The organism is Coriobacteriia bacterium (assembly GCA_034370385.1).
Classification (GTDB): Bacteria; Actinomycetota; Coriobacteriia; order Anaerosomatales; family PHET01; genus JAXMKZ01.
In genome coordinates this window covers 1-15,500 of the sequence record JAXMKZ010000049.1, presented here as the reverse complement: position 1 = coordinate 15,500, position 15,500 = coordinate 1, and the positions used below count along the sequence as shown (strand labels likewise).

The following is a 15,500-nucleotide window of genomic DNA, read 5'->3' as shown; positions in this document are numbered from 1 at the left end:
CCGGCTACACGACGACGCAGTCGGACTTGAACGCCGGTGAGATCACCAACACCGTGGAGGCCACGGCCACCTTCGGCACCACCGACCTCACGAGAAGCGCGGCCGCCACCGTGACGGCGGCCGTCGTCCCTCCGACCGCCGCTGACATCCGCGTCACCAAGGTCCGCACCTCCGCGGCCACCACGACCGTGGGCAGCCCCGTCACATGGCGTATCACCGTCGAGAACTCGGGCACCGCGACCAGCCTGCCTGTCACCATCGAGGACTCCTGGACAGCGGGCGCCTTCGCGTTCGTCGACTCGAGCCCGACACCCACCTCGCCGCAGATCGGTGACACAGCAGTGTGGGCGCTGGGCACTCTCGACCCGAGCGACATCCGCACCATCGACCTCACGCTCACCGCGCTGACTCCGGGTACGCACTTCAACTCGGCGTACTCAATCACGACGACCTCGACCACCGGCACCGCCGACGTTGAGGTCTTCGCGGCCACTCCGCAACTGACGCTGACCAAGACGCTTGCCACCGGCCAGAGTGCGAACGTGCTCGTGGGCGACACCGCGACCTTCACGGTGACCGTGCGCAACTCAGGCAACACGACCATCACCTCGGCTGCCATCGTCGACACGTGGGACACCGCGCACCTGAGCTGGGCAGGCTCCTCGCCGACCGCTGATGCGATTGACGCCGCCGCAGGCGTGGCGACCTTCACCGTACCCACGCAGCTGGGTATAGGGGACAGCTACCGCGTCGACGTCGCGCTCCGCGTAGACTCGATGCCCGCTGGCGGTATCGCGACGAACTTCGCGCGCACCGATGGCGTCACCGACATCGGCGGCAACCCGGTTCCGGATAGCTCCGACAGCGAAGACGTCAACGTCACGCTGCCGGGCGCGGGCATCCGCGTCACGAAGGCGTACGCGCCCGGCCACGACCAGACCGTCACGCAGGGTCAGCCGATAGCGTTCGTGCTGAGCGTCGAGAACACCGGCACCACGACGATCGACGCCACGATCGTTGATGCCTGGAACTCCGCGTTCCTCACGTGGGGCAACGGCTCGCCGGCGCCCGCCGCGCTCGGCTCGTCTTCGGCCACGTGGACCGTCACAGGCCTCGCGCCGGGCGCTACGCACACCATCAACGTCTCCTTCACCGCGACCGGTACGGGTACCACGGCGAATAACCTGAGCGTCAACGGCACCGATACCCTCGGTATTCCGGTCTCCGGCACCGACAGCAAGCCGGTCACGGTCGTGTCGGCAGCCGTGCCGGGTCTGAGCATCACCAAGGCGCTGGCCAGCGGCCAGGATCCGATCGTCCAAGTCGGCGGCACGGCGAGCTTCGTCATCACCGCGCGCAACACCGGTGACAGCACGATCACGGCCGGTTCTGTCGTCGACAGTTGGGATCCGGCGCACCTCGCGCTGACCATCGCGAATCCGAATCCGATCGCCACAGGCGCAGGCTCTGCGACGTTCGCGCTGCCGACGCCGCTTGGCCCGGGCGCGAGCGCCAGCTACTCGCTCACCTTCAACGTCATTGGCAAGCCGGTCAGCGGCGTCATCACCAACACCGCCCGCACGACAGGCGTCACCGACATCTTCGGAACGCCGGTCGCCGACGGCCAGTCCAACGCGACACTGCAGGTCACCGCGCCGGCGAAGTCGGTCGTGAAGTCGCTCGCGCCGTGGCAGATAGGCACCGCGGCGGTGGGCGAGCAGGTCGGCTTCCGCATCGTCGTCACCAACACGGGCGACACCGCGCTACCGATCGTCGCGCTGACCGACACGTTCGACGCCAGCCTCGCGTTCGTCTCGGCGAGCATCATGCCGAACTCCACAGGCGGCTCGACGCTCAGCTGGACGAACGTCGGTCCGCTCGCCCCGGGTGACTCGCGCACCATCGACACCACCTTCACGGTGACCGCGACGTCAACGTCCAAGACGGCCACGAACCGCGCCACCGCACCGGCTGGCGTCGACGTCAACAACGACCCCGTGCCGCCGTCCGAGGGCGCGGCGGCGATTCCGCTCGTCTCGCCGGGCCTGACGGTGACCAAGACGATCGCCGACGGCCAGCGCACATCGGTGCTCGTGGGCGAGCCCGTGAACTACGACATCGTCGTCACGAACAGCGGAGACACGACACTTGCTGCAGTGCCGCTGGTCGACACGTTCCCGGCGCAGCTCACCTACACGGGCGCTTCGATCGCCCCGAGCCTCGTGACCAACAACCCGGGCGGCGGCGGGACGATACGCTTCGATGACCTGACGACGAGCTTCGGTGACCTTGCGCCGGGCCAGTCGGTCACCATCACCGTTCGCTTTGTTGCCGCGAGCATGGCCGCGAGCGTCACCAACATCGCCACCGTTGACGGCGCCACTGACGTCGCCGGACGCCCGGTTCCGCCGGCGACCGACGACGAGAGGCTCGTGGCCGTGACCGGCAGGCCGATGCCCACGCTCAACAAGACGGCGAACCCGCCCGCCGAGACCATCCTGATGCCCGGCGATACCATCCGCTACACACTCTCGTTCGCCAATACGACGACCGTCGACATGACCAACGTCGTCATCACCGACATCATCCCGGTAGAGGTCCAGTACCTCGCGGGCACGCTGGGCATGACCTATCTGGGCGCCCCGGTTTCGCTCACCGATGCGACTGACGCTGACGCCGGTTCGGTCTCAGGCAGCACGGTACGCGTCAACGTCGGCACCGTGCGCGCGGGCACGGCAGGCAGCGTCACCTTCAGCGTCAGGGTGCGGCCGGCGGAGATCTCTCGCCCGGGCGTGTTCAACACGTTCAATTTCAACTCGACCGAATCCGGCCCGGTTGATTCGAACACGATTCGCCACCCCGTGGATCCCTTCGACATCACCAAGACCGCCGTCGACGTCAACGGCGGGCGACTGAACGCGGGCGACGAGATTCTGTGGACGATCCGCGTCGTCAACACCGGCCTCGTCCAAACGACTGAGGTCGTCATCACCGACGAGCTGCCCCGCGAGGTCACCTACGTCAACGGCAGCATCACGGGCAGGGGTGCCGACGACTCCAACCCGCGTAACCTGCGCTGGAACATCGGCGTGCTGCCGGTGGGCGGCGAGGTCACCGTCACGTTCCTCTCGACGGTGAACGCCGGGTTGCCCGCCGGTACTGAGATTCGCAACTTCGCGGTCGTGAGCTCCAAGGAAGCCCCCTCCAAGGCCTCCGACGATCCGGCGACGAAGTCGGTCGGCGATCCGACGATGACGCGCACCGGCGACAACGACTGGATCTGGCTGCTGGGGATGCTCGTCCTGCTCATCGCAGGCATTGCGGTGCTGCTGGTTGCCTGGCGCGACCGCTTCGCGGCGCTGGCCGCCCGTGCGAAGGCTCACCGCCGCGGGCTGGCCACCACGCTGGGCGTGCTGCTCATCGCCAGCGCGGTCACCGTCGGTGTCTATGCGAACATCGACGAGGTCTCGTACCAGCTCGGCCTGACCGATACGATCGATCTGTACGAGTCGCCCGTGGCTCTCGACGGTGCCGAGAAGGCCGTTGCGGCACCCGCCGCCAAGAAGCCCGCCGTCGCAGGCGCCGGCAACCGCGTCATCATCCCCGAACTCGGCCTCGACGTGCCGATCGGGGAGCGCGAGAAGGCGGCTCTCGCTATCGGTGCGTGGCACCAGGCGGGCAGTGCTACGCCGGATACCGAGGGCAACATGGTGCTCGCCGGCCACCGGCGCCGCGACGTGTTCAGCCTGCTCCACCGCCTCGACGCGGGTGACCTGATCGTCGTGCGTTGGGATGGCGAGGAGTACCGCTACCAGGTCGCCGCCACGACCGTCGTGAAGCCAACTCAGAGCTCGGTCATCATGCGCGCTGGCGAGGACCGCCTGACGCTTTACACCTGCATCCCGCGCTTCCTCGGCGACAAGCGCACCGTCGTCACCGCGTACCCCGTCGGCGAGTAGTTCGCTCTGGTCGCACTTGCATGGGTGAGGCGATTGTCGGACGCACAGCCGGCCGATGTGTGATGCCCGCACGCATGACGGGCAGAATAGATACGGCACTACCGCGCGACCACGAGGTCGAACCGATGGGGACTACACAAGGAGGGGACCGATGGGTTGTTGTCTGTTCGCGCTGATCCTTACCGGCATGCCGAGGCTTGCGTTTCTGCTGTGGTGGCTGGTCCAGCCCAATCGGATCACTGCAACGTTTGACACGTTCCTCATCCCGCTGCTGGGCGTCATCTTCGCTCCGTGGACCACTCTGGTCTACGTCATGGTCTATCCCGGCGGAATCATCTGGTTTGACTGGCTGTTCCTGGGCTTGGCGATCATGTTCGACATCGGCTCGTACGCGAGCGGTGGCTACTCCGGCAAGAAGAAGTGGGAAGCCTGATCGCCGCCGATCACCGCGCGTGATGTGGGTCGCGTGAACTGATGGGCGAGACGCTGATTCTGGTCGTCATGGGCGCGGCGATAGCGTTCGCGCCGGCCCAGCTGCACGTGATCACGCTGCAGACCGCAGTCGAGTAGCCGGAGCCAGCCTGCGGCCTGGCGGGTAGCGGGCGAAGCTCCCTGCTACTCGTGTGTGACGGGCCTGAACCCCTGCGTATCCGGGTCGATCTCGACCGGTATGGCGTAGCCTTCACCCAGGTGATATAGGAGCTTGCCATCGACGTAGACGAGGGTGCCGGCAGCGTAGTCGCTCTTCGCAGCCGAGTAGCCGACATGGATGTAGGGGAGTCCCGGCGGCTCCTCAAGGTACTCCTCGGGCTCCACGGCTTCGGCCTCCGCGTCGGCCTCCGCGGTGTCGGTCGCTTCGTCGCCCGTTGCCTCGCCGGGGGGCGGTACCCTGAGCAGCGTAAACGACATGCCCATCGTCTCGCCGCCGCCTGATGTCGCGACCTCGAACTCGGGTGCCCAGGTGGCGCGCGACCAGTCCCACGCACTGGCGTAAGCGTCGAGAGTCGAGGGTGACCACGCCGTCCACTCGGTGCCGTCGCCCTCGGGCATCGTGCTCGCCCACTCGATGTCGGGTGCGGCTGAGATCGCGCCGATCTCGCGCAGCACACGCTCGGCTCCAGTCGCCAGCTCGCTCACGAAGGTGGTGTCGCCGACTGCGCGCAGCAGGAGCTGGCGCTCCGCGGTGATCGGATCGGCGAGGACGAGGCGCTCGGATTCCAGCTCCTCGACGACGCTGACGCGGTGCTCTTGGCCGAACACGATGTCGAGGCGCCCGCCGTCAAGCGAGTAGGCGAGCGCATTGCCGCCGCCGGGGGTCTTCCACGGCACTACGACCAGTGAGTCGCTGATGAAGCGGTACTGGGCGCCCGTCGCGTCGTCATACCAGGTGCCCAGGATCGAGGCGGCCGGTTCAGCCTGAGCGCGGGAGGTGCAGCCTGTGAGCGCATACAGCGCGCCTGCAGCCAGGGTCGCGGCGAGGGCAATGCGGGCGAAGCGGATCACTGAGTCACCTCGGCCGTGAAGGTCTCGAAGCCGGAGCCGCCGGCGCGCCATACCTGGAAACCGTCGGGGCCCTGCAGGAAGATGCCAGCGTCGGTCACGATGACGCGATACGAGGTGCCGTCCGGGCTCACGACCGCCACGCCGCCCGTCGGCTCGGTGCTTTCGACAAGACCCGTCCCCGCGGGTCCCGCGGGGCCTTCGGGTCCCTCCTCGCCGTCCACACCGTCAACGCCATCGACCCCGTCGATGCCATCGAGCCCCGCGGGGCCTTCGGGCCCCTCGAGACCGCCGGACTCCTCGACTACGGCCTCGCCTGTCTCGCCCTCGGCTTCGAAGGGGGCCAAGGCCTCATGGTGGGCGTCGGCCTCGATGGCCATGAGGGCGGCCACATTCGGGCTGGCCTCGGTGCTCGGCGAGGCGGCGGCGTGGGCAGAACTCGCCCCGACGTGCTGGCGAGGAACCGCGTAGGCCGTCGCCACCGCGGCGAGCGCGCAGACGATGGCGAGTGTGACGCCGGCGCGTGTGGATAGGTGCATGTCAGTCATGGCGAGCGGGCCTCCGTGGGCTGTGCGTATGCCGTTCCGGCGCCCAAGGATAGACCCGACAAAGGGCCCCCAGAGCCCTGTTAGCGAGAAGTTTGCAGCATTCTTGCGAGCTGTTTGCATACGCGCCGTGGGGGCGCCGAAGGGCGCCGCTGGAGCCGACGGAGGGAGGCCGCGAGGGACGCGCGCGCTAAGCGCCGACCGCGTGCTCGCGAAACGCCGCCGTGATGTCGGCCTTCGTCGCCCGCCCCTCGGCGGTCGCGATGACGAGGTCGTAAGCCGCCGTCTCGCTCATCCGTAGTTCGTAGCCGTTGAGAGCGAGGAACACGTACGCCGCGTGGAAGCCGACGCGCCTGTTGCCGTCGATGAACGGGTGGTTCTTCACGAGGTGGAACAGGTACGCGGCAGCCATCTCGTGGACGTCCTCGTGAACGAAGTGTCCCCCGAAGCCTGCCTGCGGCATCGCCACTGCGGATTCAAGCAGGCCGGGGTCGCGCAGCCCATCCAGCCCGCCGAACCGATCGAGCTGGAGGGTGTGCAGGTGCACTACCTCGTCCACCGTCAGAAAGCGCGGCTCATCCATGTCGGCCTATTTCGCGAGTCGCTCGAACGTGGACCCGTAGCTCCGGAGCGCATCCTCCGCCGCGTACTCGAACGCGAGCCGTCGCTCCTCCTCGTCGGAGTGCACGGGCGTGATCGTCAGCGAGCGGCCGTCGGTGGTGATCGTGAACTCCGCGTCCTCGCCCGCGCCGAGGAGCTCGAGGATCGGCTTGTCGATGATGAGCGCGCGGCTGTTGCCGTGGCGGACCAACTTCTTGATCATGGCGAACCTCCGAACACAGACGCCGTCAATCTGATGGATATACGACAAGTATACCACGGGGCTACGACACCCTACGTTGCGTGGCATCGCTACCCAGCGCGCGGGCGCGCGCGTCCGACAGCCGATCGGCGGCCTCGACCAGCGAGTCGCCCGTGTGCAGGTAGCGCAGCGCGGTCTGCATCTGACGCCACCCGTGGATCTCCATGACCTCGCGCACCGTGGCCCCGGACTGCAGGTAGAGCGACGCGCTCGTGTGGCGCAGGTCGTGGATGCGCGTGTCCGGCGGCAGGCCAGCGCGGATCACAGCGGGCTTGAAGACCCGCGCCCTGAACGTGTCCAGATCGAGCGGGCCGCCTCCCGGTCCGGGGAAGCACAGCCCGAGCGGGGAGGGCGGGCACACGCGGCGCCACTCGGCGAGCATCTCGGCGAGGTGGCGAGGAAGCGGCACGGTGCGATCGTGGCCGGTCTTGGTCGAGCGCTGGAGCGTCGCCCGGTAGTACGTCTTGTCGATGCATGCGGTGCGCCGTTCGAAGTCGACGTCCTTCCACGTCAGCGCACGAAGCTCGCCCGCGCGTACGCCGGTGTACGCCGCGAATGCGACGAGAGGACGGTGTCGGTCCGGCAGCTCGGCCAGGAGCGCCTCGATCTGGGCGGGGGAGAGGATGTGGCGTTCGTCAGCGGCTTGCGCCGGAGCGTCGAACCATGGCCCGGGATCGCTGCCGTGCAGCCTTGACAATCGCTCATGTTCAGCCAGAATGCACATATGTCCAATCGAACGGGATATATGTCCAGTCTGAGTGAACTCTCCTTCCACGTGTCTGAGACGCCAACGTCGCAGGATCGAGTCTTCGCCCTGTTGCTCGATGACGCGGGCGCTGAGTTCACCGAGACCCGGGTCCGCGAACTGTTGGACCTGCCGAAGTCGACCGTTCACACAGCGTTGGCCGCGCTGGTCCACGATCAGCTCGTGGAGTCGCGGAATGTGGGACGTACGAAGCTCTATTGGGTCGACACGAGTGATCCGCTGATCACGACACTGAAGACTGCTCGGGCTATTCGCCGGGTTCGAACGGTGATTGCACCGGTGCGTGAAGGGCTCGACCTGGCCATCCTCTATGGAAGCGCTTCGCGCGGCGAGGACCGGGAGGGGAGCGACGTCGATGTGCTCGTGGTTGCCGACGACGCCGATGCGGTTCTCGATGAACTCGCGCAGTATCAGTGGCTTCAACCAGTCGTGATGACCTCGGACGAGCATATGAGGCTCATTGCCGAAGGGGGCACGTATGCATCCGAGGTCGCGCACGGCATCACCGTGTGGGAGCGACGATGAGCGAGTTCGACAAGTGTCTGAATCGCGGTACGCTGAAGCAGTTTGAGAGCGCCGGACGCGATGTCGTGGAGGCGGAGCTGCGCGCCGCACGAGAGGACTTGGCAGATGCTGAGTTCCTCGCCGCAAACCAGATGCCCAAGCGCACAACCGTAACCGCGTAATACGCGATGTTCCATGCCGCTCGGGCGGCGATTCTGGCCAAGGGCTACGTAGAGAAGAGCCACTACTGTTTGCTCGTTGCATTCCGCGAGCTGTACGGTGCGAATCGCGAGGGCGTTGAGTTGGCGCGCGGAATCGAGCGCGCAAGAGTCCTGCGTGAGAACGCAGACTACCGCGCCGAGTTCTCGGACGAAGCCGCCCAGGCTGCGCTGACCTTCGCCCGCAGGTTCGTCACGTTCGTCGAACAGCAGACAAAGGATGGGGTCTGAGGTCGACCTGATCCCCGACGGGGTTGCCAAGGCGCTGAGGGTTGTCCGGCCGCGCACCACGCCGTTGTTGCGGAGCGCAAACGGGGTGTGGTACTCTCTGCGTCCGCCGTTCGCGGCGAATAGAAACAGTGCGGGGTGGAGCAGTCTGGTAGCTCGTCGGGCTCATAACCCGAAGGTCATCGGTTCAAATCCGGTCCCCGCGACCAACAAAACCGCAGGTCAGAGGCGCAATCGCTTCTGGCCTGTTTGCGTTCTTCGGGTTCTCCGCGAAGGATTCACCGAAAGCCATGGCGCGAACGAGCTCAGCTCTTGCCACTCCGAAAGGGCGGCGACTCCCTGCGGCGGGGGCGTGCTCGACTTGTGTTATACGCAGCAGCGCAGTATTGTGCGTATAACTACAAGGGGGTGCGCCAGTGCAGCGACAACCGCTCGAAGTCCAGACAATCTATGCCGAGCTGCTTGAACAGATTGCTGTCTATGAGGCCTCACGCACGATCGGACACACCGCGGGCTCCTTCGTGACGAAGATGGTGAAAGGCCAGGAATACTGCTACTTCCAGAGCGTTGGGCCTGGTGGGTCAAAGCGCCAGACCTATCTGGGCCGTCGGGATGCCGCGCTTGACGAGTTGGCCGATCGGTTCGCCGAGGGGCGAGTCAACATCGCCGCTGACCAACGATCGATCGAGCGGTTGGCGGCTCTGCTACGCGCAGGTGGCGCGATGGTCACCGATGCGCCCTCGGCTCGAGTGCTTCGTGCGCTTGCGGACGCAGGCGTGTTCCACTCGGGTGGGGTACTTGTCGGCACTCATGCGTTCATCGTTCTTGGCAACCTCCTCGGGGTCCGCTGGGCCACCTCGCTGAGGACTCAGGATGTTGACATCGCCGCTGATCGCACGCTCGACATCGCGGTTCCGGGCATAAGTGCGGACTTGCCTTCAACCCTGGATAGCCTCGAGATGGGGTTCCTGCCGGTTCCCGGTCTTGACCCAAAGAGCCCGACCACCTCGTTCAAGGTGCGGGGGCAAAGTCTGCGGGTGGACCTTCTGACGCCATCGGCGCGAATCCAATCGCGTCCGGTTCGCATGCCGAGGTTCGCTGCCGCAGCGCAGCCTCTGAGATTCCTGGACTATCTCATCGACTCCTCCGTGAGGGCTGCTGTAGTTGATGGCGGGGTCGTTGCGGTGAACGTGCCGGATGCGGCGCGGTTCGCTCTCCACAAGCTGATGATCGCAGGGGAGCGTCCTGCTGCGATGCAGCCAAAGCGGGAGAAGGACCTCTCGCAGGCAGCGCAGATACTTGAGGTGATGTGCGAAGATCGGCCGGGGGATCTCGTTATTGCTTGGGAGGCACTCGTCGTCCGGGGGAAGTCGTGGACGAACCGGGTGGCAAAGTCCATCTCCGCGCTTGATCGCATTTCGCCGGTCGCAGCACAAAGCGTTCGAGATCTCGCCGGATAGACGACCTGGTCACAGGGTCGCTTCTGGCCTCTTGGCGTTGCCTAGGCGCGTCCAGCCGCTCCTAGGCCGTATCGCCCTCGTCCGAGGCGCGCACCAGCCCAACGAAGACCGGCACCATCTCCGGGTCGAACATCACGCCGGCGTTCTCAGTGAGGTGCCGGGCGACCTTCTCAGCCGGCCAGGCTTTGCGGTAGGGGCGGTCCGAGGTCAACGCGTCCCAGTTGTCGACAATCGCGAAGATGCGGGCGGCATACGGAATCTGCTCGCCGGCCAGACCGAAGGGGTAGCCGCTGCCGTCCCAGCGCTCGTGGTGATGCGTCGGTATGACGGCGGCGTCCTCCAGAAACGGGATGCCCTCCAGCGCCGACTTCGCGTAAAGAGGGTGCTGTCGCATGGTCTCCCACTCGTCGTCGTCGAGCGGCCCGGGCTTGAGGAGGATGCTGTCGGGGACGGCGATCTTGCCGATGTCGTGCAGGAGGGCCCCGCGTCGAATGTCGAGCAGCTGCTCGTGCTCCACCCCGAGCGCCTCGGCGAAGCGAACGGTGAGATCGGTGACGTTGCGGCAGTGGCCCTCGGTCTCCTTGTCGCGCGTCTCAAGCAGGCGCGCCCAGCCCTCAAGCGTGGTGTCGTAGGCTTTGAGTAGGTCGTCGCGCGAGGTCGCAAGCACCTGAGCGACTTCCGTCTTGGCGAGCAGGGCCTGTTCCTGCTGTTTCAGGAGGCGCTTGGCCGCAATCTCCCGCTCGCGTCGCACGGCGCTGACGCGCTGCTGCACCACAACCGAGAACACCGCGAGCAGCCACACGAACGCGATCCGGGATAGGTGCTCGGACGGCGATCCACCCGCTTGCACGGTCGTGACCAACGCGCCCACCAGAATCGCAAGATAGGCGCTGAAGCCCACGAGATAGGTGATCGCGGGGCCGCGCTCTCTCCGAAGCATCATGATCGCCAGGACGACAGGGAGTACCAGCCCTGCGAGCAGGCACGCGGAGCCCACCCACGCTAGGAGCGTACTCTCCACGCCAAAGACCAGGCGCACCACCGAGATGACCAGAAGAACGATGACAAGGATGCCTGCCCCGCGAGCCCAGGCCGGATGGTGTGTGCGCACGTTGAGCGCCGCCACGGTGAAGTGCAGCAGTGCTGCAACAAACACGAGGACCGAGAGCAGCATCGATGCTTCCGCGAACTCAGGCGCTTCCGGCCATAGGAACTGATGCCCGAGTCCGTCCGCAGAGGTTGTCAGGAACACCACGCTCAGTATGAACAGGGCGAAGCTCACGGTGAGCTGATCGCGCAACGAGGTCATGAACAGGACGCTGTAGAAGAGCGCGGTGAGCGCGACAGCGTAGAACACACCCGACCAGAAGTAGTCCGTCTGAGTCGAACGCATGAGATTCTCGGCCGACTGGATGCTCAACGGCGTCAGTGGAACGAAGCTCGAGGAGTCGTAGAGCCGCAGGTAGATGGTCTCAGGAGGCCCGGGATCGGGTGAGACCCTGAAGACGTACAGGCGGTTCTCGACGTCTCTGCTGGAATAGGGATGCCGGTTCCCGGTCGCCACGGACCGATAGGTCGATCCGATGGGCGTGTGCACGTCGAGGTCGTTGATGCGGTAGTTCTCGTAGGACAGCAGCCACTGCACCGCGCTGCTGGTCTCGTCGGTGACCCTCAGCCGCAGCCAGACCGGTGCGGGGTCGCCCTGAGGCTTGAGCTCATCGACCGGCACGAACGCACCGGCGAAGTCCGGCGACAGGATGTCGTCGAGTGTCGCCTCGCGGGTCGCATCGATATAGCCCGAGAGGTACGGCTTCAGCTGGTAGAGCGCGTCCCGATCGGTGAGGACGAGTGTCGGCGTCGGATCTGTGGAGGCGGGAGCCGCGACCGCCGTGGTCGCGCATGCGATCAGAGCTGCCAAGGTCATGGCCGCTAGAACGGAGAGCCGTGACCCCGGGAGCCACGGAAATGCATGCGTGTGTCTTTGCAGCCCTCGGCCCATACGAGCATCCCGCTTCGAACGGGGACTGACCGGGCGGAACGACGAGCCCAGCCCACCATACGTCAGTACAATACTCGCCTTTTGGCGTGGCGTCATGATGGGTGAGGGTGCTGGACTCGGGGCGGGGCCCCTTTGACGGTGTGGCCGCCGCGGGCCGGTACCGTCCGGGTATGTCAGACCCGTGTGCAACACTCATCCTGGCGCCATCACGCGTGAACTTGACCCCGGCGGAGGGACGACCATGATCGCAGCGCTGGTCTACGACTCCGCCCTCGAGGAGTACACGTTCCCTGAGGGCCACCCGATGAAGCCCGTTCGCTTCCGGCTCGCGGTCGGGCTCATGCGCGCATGGGACCTGCTCGCCCAAGACGGCGATGCGGGTCTTGCACCCGGCGGCGTCCCGCGCGCGGCCATCATCAAGCCGACTCCGGCTTCGGACGACTCTATCCTTACCGTGCACACGATCGACTACCTTGATGCGGTCAAGGCGAGCGGCCTCGACCCCGATTCTGCGGACGCGCGCTACGGCATCGGGGAGCGAACCGACACGCCGGCCTTCGCAGGTATGCACGACGTTGCTGCGCTGGTTGTCGGTTCGAGCATCGCCGCGCTAGACGCGGTCCTCTCCGGTGCGGTCACCCGCGCGTTCGTGCCGGCGGGCGGAATGCATCACGCCCACGCGGACCGGGCGGCGGGATTCTGCATTTACAACGATCCTGCAATCGCGATCCAGCACGCGACGCGTGCGTACCCGGGTGTCCGCGTGGCCTACGTGGACATCGACGCCCACCATGGAGACGGCGTCGAGGAGGCGTTCTGTGTCCGCGACGACGTGCTGACGCTCTCGGTTCATGAGTCAGGCGTGTACCTGTACCCGGGCACCGGAAACGTGGACGACATCGGCACCGGTGCAGGGGAGGGTTTCGCGCTCAACGTCCCGCTGCCCATCCGAGCGGGTGCACAGGACTACGAACTCGTGCTCGAGCGCATCGTCGCCCCGGCGCTCCGGGCCTACCAGCCGGACCTGATCGTGCTGCAAGGCGGCGCAGACGCGCACCGAGACGATCCGCTGGCCGAGCTCGAGAACACCGTCGAGGGCTACACCAACACCGTGGCCGGCATCGTTCGCTTGGCCGATGAGCTGTGCGACGGCAAGCTCGTGATGACGGGTGGGGGCGGCTACGAGCCGTACTCTGCGGTTCCTCGGCAATGGGCGTGCGCGATGGCAGAGCTCATGGGCGCAGACACGCCTCCGTTCTTGCCCACGGCGTGGGTGCAAGCGTCGCACGCTGCTGCCGCCGGGACGCCAGCTCCTCGCGTGGGCGTCCTCACGTTCATGGAGGCCACGCCCGATCCTGTCGATGAGGAGGCCGAGGAAGCGCTCAAGGGGACTGAGGCCGTCATCGCAGGGCTGTTGAGGACGCATCCGCTGCTGAGGTAGCCATGAGAGCGTGCATCGCGTTCGCCCATTCGACCACACGGGTTATATATACATAGTGTGGTAATATAACCACACATCGTGGTAGAAAGGTGATGGTGATGATGACTCCGGTCCTGGAAGCGATTCTTGGCAGTCGATCGGCCGTGCAGACGCTGCTGTTTATCGAGGCCTACGGGTCGGGGTATGCGTCTTGGATCGCGAATACCTTCGAGGTATCGGTCATGGCGATACAGCGCCAACTGCGCAGGTTCGAAGCAGAAGGCGTGTTGGTGAGCCGGACTGTCGGCAGGACTCGCGTGTTCGAGTTCAACGTTCGCAATCCCACCGTGCGCAACCTGAAGCAGTTCTTGGATTCGGAGTTGGGGCTGCTGCCGGATGCTGAGGTCAAGAAGTACTTCCGGCAGCGTCAACGGCCGAGGCGCACAGGGAAGGGGTTGGCATGACGGCGCCGATCTCAGCCGATACGACGCTGGAGGAGCTTGCCGCAATCGTGAGTCAGGCCCTCGAACTCGCAAGCATCTCGGCCGTTCTGTCGGGCGGCGCTGCCGTGTCGATCTTCAGCGACAACGAGTACTCGAGCTATGACCTCGACTTCGTCTCTACGCATCGGCTCAAGGAAATTGGCGAGGCACTGGCTCCGCTCGGGTTCACGCGGACTGTCGGTGCTCGCCAGTTTGAGCATCCGGGCACGGAGTGGTTCATCGAGTTCCCGGCCGGTCCACTGGCGTTTGGCGAGACGACCATTGATGATGCCGAGACGTGGACGCTGGAGACCGCCTGCGGCCCCCTCCGGATCATTACTCCGACCCAGAGCATCATGGATCGGCTTGCGGCATACACCCACTGGCATGACAACCAGGCGTGGGACCAAGCGGTCATGATCGCGAGGCGCCAACGCGTGGACTGGCAGGAGCTCCTCATGTGGGCCGAGAACGAGGGGTTGGACGCCGAGGCGATCCGGCGGGTGAAGCGCGCGGCCGAGGCATAGAGGCTCGTCGGGTGCACAACCCAGGGTGGGGGCTCTCAACTTGAGTATATGCATCAGGTAATAGCCTGTTGGGCTACATGCATAACGCAGGTAATAGCCTGTTGCACGGTCATGTTATGACAGGTTATAGTGTGTCAAGACATGGTGATACGACAGGGAGAAACCTGTGAACAAGAGCGATAGGGCGGACCGAGCTCGCCAGATGCTGGACAAGCGATTCAAGGAGCTGCCCCCGCCATCGGCCTATGCACCACCGCGCGCGGGCTGGATCCGTGCCATCCGCGATGCCCTCGGTCTGTCTGCGGCGCAATTGGGCCGGCGGATGGGTGTGAGTGGGGCCACCGTGAGCGAGCTCGAAGCCAATGAGCGAGAGGGCGGTATCCGCCTCTCCTCTCTCAGGCGAGCCGCCGAGGCAATGGACTGCACGCTGGTATATGCGCTGGTACCTCGTGACACCCTGGAGCGGACGGTGTCGCGGAGAGCGGAGCACATATGGGCCAATCTCCAGCGGCACACGGATCAGACCATGCGGCTCGAAGCACAGGAGGCTGAATGGTCGGAGCGTTCACGCCAAAGGCAGATAGACGAGATCATCCGTTCCCGCACCCTGTGGTCGGATAGTTGGGATGAGCTGTGAGCGGCTCGAAGGACCTCGGGGTTGAACCAGAGGGTGCGACCCCCCTGGGGCCCGATGAGCTCGTTGGGCTGATCCCGACGTCGGTAAGCAATCGTTCCGAGCTGAACGAGGTCGAGCAAGAGAACATCGCTGATGCAACGCGCTGGGCGTTCGGTCAGAAGTGGACCGCGGAGACCCTACTCTCAGAGCAGGCCCTTCGACAGCTGCACAAGCGGATGTTCGGAGATGTCTGGAAGTGGGCGGGCACGTTCATGCGCATTCCGGTGAAGCCGATCACCTGTTCCACGGCAAGCCGGACAGCGTTCCGCCGCAAGCCGGACGGTCTTGCGCCAGGCGGCGCTTCGTACACTCAGAGTGACGCGGTGTCCGGCTTCAGGTCAACTTCCGCGGACG

The 15,500-nt window shown here is 65.6% G+C and carries 17 protein-coding genes and 1 tRNA gene; 12 read left to right on the top strand and 6 right to left on the bottom strand.

Going from position 1 to position 15,500, the window contains the following annotated elements:
* Positions 1-3,959, top strand: a 3,959-nt coding sequence (locus tag U1E26_09925) for a sortase (GenBank protein MDZ4169953.1), incomplete at its 5' end; no start/stop codon positions are given.
* A gap of 151 nt (positions 3,960-4,110) precedes the next feature.
* A complete protein-coding gene (locus tag U1E26_09920) occupies positions 4,111-4,392 on the top strand; it encodes a hypothetical protein (protein ID MDZ4169952.1) in 282 nt (93 codons plus the stop codon).
* 182 nt (positions 4,393-4,574) lie between these two features.
* On the opposite strand, the gene U1E26_09915 is transcribed toward U1E26_09920, so the two are convergent.
* The 5 genes from U1E26_09915 to U1E26_09895 form a co-directional block, all read right to left on the bottom strand.
* Complete coding sequence (locus U1E26_09915; GenBank protein ID MDZ4169951.1) at positions 4,575-5,462, bottom strand: hypothetical protein; 888 nt, start codon at positions 5,460-5,462, stop codon at positions 4,575-4,577.
* The gene (locus U1E26_09910) at positions 5,459-6,007 is read right to left on the bottom strand and encodes a hypothetical protein (protein MDZ4169950.1); all 549 of its coding nucleotides are present in this window, start codon (positions 6,005-6,007) and stop codon (positions 5,459-5,461) included. The genes U1E26_09915 and U1E26_09910 overlap by 4 nt, the downstream gene beginning before the upstream one ends.
* Before the next feature lie 187 nt (positions 6,008-6,194).
* Positions 6,195-6,587, bottom strand: a complete 393-nt coding sequence (locus U1E26_09905) for a type II toxin-antitoxin system death-on-curing family toxin (GenBank protein MDZ4169949.1) — start codon at positions 6,585-6,587, stop codon at positions 6,195-6,197.
* A gap of 6 nt (positions 6,588-6,593) precedes the next feature.
* Positions 6,594-6,827 (bottom strand): AbrB/MazE/SpoVT family DNA-binding domain-containing protein, encoded by a 234-nt coding sequence (locus U1E26_09900; GenBank protein MDZ4169948.1) that lies wholly within the window; start codon positions 6,825-6,827, stop codon positions 6,594-6,596.
* Between the two features lie 61 nt (positions 6,828-6,888).
* Positions 6,889-7,563, bottom strand: coding sequence for a site-specific integrase (locus U1E26_09895; protein MDZ4169947.1), 675 nt, complete (start codon positions 7,561-7,563; stop codon positions 6,889-6,891).
* 78 nt (positions 7,564-7,641) lie between these two features.
* On the opposite strand from U1E26_09895, the gene U1E26_09890 reads away from it, so the two are divergent.
* The 5 genes from U1E26_09890 (at position 7,642) to U1E26_09870 (ending at position 10,042) form a co-directional block, all read left to right on the top strand.
* Positions 7,642-8,157 (top strand): nucleotidyltransferase domain-containing protein, encoded by a 516-nt coding sequence (locus tag U1E26_09890; GenBank protein ID MDZ4169946.1) that lies wholly within the window; start codon positions 7,642-7,644, stop codon positions 8,155-8,157.
* On the top strand, positions 8,154-8,318 hold the full coding sequence (locus tag U1E26_09885; protein MDZ4169945.1) for a hypothetical protein: 165 nt from the start codon (positions 8,154-8,156) through the stop codon (positions 8,316-8,318). Before U1E26_09890 ends, U1E26_09885 begins: the two co-directional genes overlap by 4 nt.
* Positions 8,319-8,324: 6 nt before the next feature.
* Positions 8,325-8,585, top strand: coding sequence for a HEPN domain-containing protein (locus U1E26_09880; protein ID MDZ4169944.1), 261 nt, complete (start codon positions 8,325-8,327; stop codon positions 8,583-8,585).
* A gap of 129 nt (positions 8,586-8,714) precedes the next feature.
* Positions 8,715-8,791: transfer RNA gene (locus tag U1E26_09875), tRNA-Met, on the top strand.
* A 207-nt stretch (positions 8,792-8,998) separates the two neighbouring features.
* Positions 8,999-10,042 carry a GSU2403 family nucleotidyltransferase fold protein gene (locus U1E26_09870; GenBank protein ID MDZ4169943.1) on the top strand — a complete coding sequence of 348 codons (1,044 nt, stop codon included), beginning with the start codon at positions 8,999-9,001 and terminating at the stop codon, positions 10,040-10,042.
* Positions 10,043-10,103: 61 nt separating this feature from the next.
* Here U1E26_09870 and U1E26_09865 read toward each other — a convergent pair whose 3' ends face one another.
* Positions 10,104-11,960: a 7TM diverse intracellular signaling domain-containing protein gene (locus tag U1E26_09865; GenBank protein ID MDZ4169942.1), complete on the bottom strand. Its 1,857-nt coding sequence runs from the start codon at positions 11,958-11,960 to the stop codon at positions 10,104-10,106.
* A gap of 322 nt (positions 11,961-12,282) precedes the next feature.
* On the opposite strand from U1E26_09865, the gene U1E26_09860 reads away from it, so the two are divergent.
* The 5 genes from U1E26_09860 to U1E26_09840 all read left to right on the top strand — a co-directional run.
* Positions 12,283-13,482 (top strand): acetoin utilization protein AcuC, encoded by a 1,200-nt coding sequence (locus U1E26_09860; protein ID MDZ4169941.1) that lies wholly within the window; start codon positions 12,283-12,285, stop codon positions 13,480-13,482.
* Between the two features lie 98 nt (positions 13,483-13,580).
* A complete protein-coding gene (locus tag U1E26_09855) occupies positions 13,581-13,925 on the top strand; it encodes an ArsR family transcriptional regulator (protein ID MDZ4169940.1) in 345 nt (114 codons plus the stop codon).
* Positions 13,922-14,470: a hypothetical protein gene (locus tag U1E26_09850; protein MDZ4169939.1), complete on the top strand. Its 549-nt coding sequence runs from the start codon at positions 13,922-13,924 to the stop codon at positions 14,468-14,470. Before U1E26_09855 ends, U1E26_09850 begins: the two co-directional genes overlap by 4 nt.
* 166 nt (positions 14,471-14,636) lie before the next feature.
* Complete coding sequence (locus U1E26_09845) at positions 14,637-15,107, top strand: mobile mystery protein A (protein MDZ4169938.1); 471 nt, start codon at positions 14,637-14,639, stop codon at positions 15,105-15,107.
* Positions 15,104-15,500 (top strand): hypothetical protein (locus tag U1E26_09840; protein ID MDZ4169937.1); only part of this gene is annotated, 397 nt, incomplete at its 3' end. The genes U1E26_09845 and U1E26_09840, both read left to right, overlap by 4 nt.

What these genes read in the sequence shown, in the direction of transcription:
- U1E26_09920 (MDZ4169952.1), top strand. Translation starts at nt 4,111, where the DNA reads ATGGGTTGTTGTCTGTTCGCGCTGATCCTTACCGGCATGCCGAGGCTT.
- U1E26_09910 (MDZ4169950.1), bottom strand. Translation starts at nt 6,007, where the DNA reads ATGACTGACATGCACCTATCCACACGCGCCGGCGTCACACTCGCCATC.
- U1E26_09905 (MDZ4169949.1), bottom strand. Translation starts at nt 6,587, where the DNA reads ATGGATGAGCCGCGCTTTCTGACGGTGGACGAGGTAGTGCACCTGCAC.
- U1E26_09900 (MDZ4169948.1), bottom strand. Translation starts at nt 6,827, where the DNA reads ATGATCAAGAAGTTGGTCCGCCACGGCAACAGCCGCGCGCTCATCATC.
- U1E26_09885 (MDZ4169945.1), top strand. Translation starts at nt 8,154, where the DNA reads ATGAGCGAGTTCGACAAGTGTCTGAATCGCGGTACGCTGAAGCAGTTT.
- U1E26_09880 (MDZ4169944.1), top strand. Translation starts at nt 8,325, where the DNA reads ATGTTCCATGCCGCTCGGGCGGCGATTCTGGCCAAGGGCTACGTAGAG.
- U1E26_09860 (MDZ4169941.1), top strand. Translation starts at nt 12,283, where the DNA reads ATGATCGCAGCGCTGGTCTACGACTCCGCCCTCGAGGAGTACACGTTC.
- U1E26_09855 (MDZ4169940.1), top strand. Translation starts at nt 13,581, where the DNA reads ATGATGACTCCGGTCCTGGAAGCGATTCTTGGCAGTCGATCGGCCGTG.
- U1E26_09850 (MDZ4169939.1), top strand. Translation starts at nt 13,922, where the DNA reads ATGACGGCGCCGATCTCAGCCGATACGACGCTGGAGGAGCTTGCCGCA.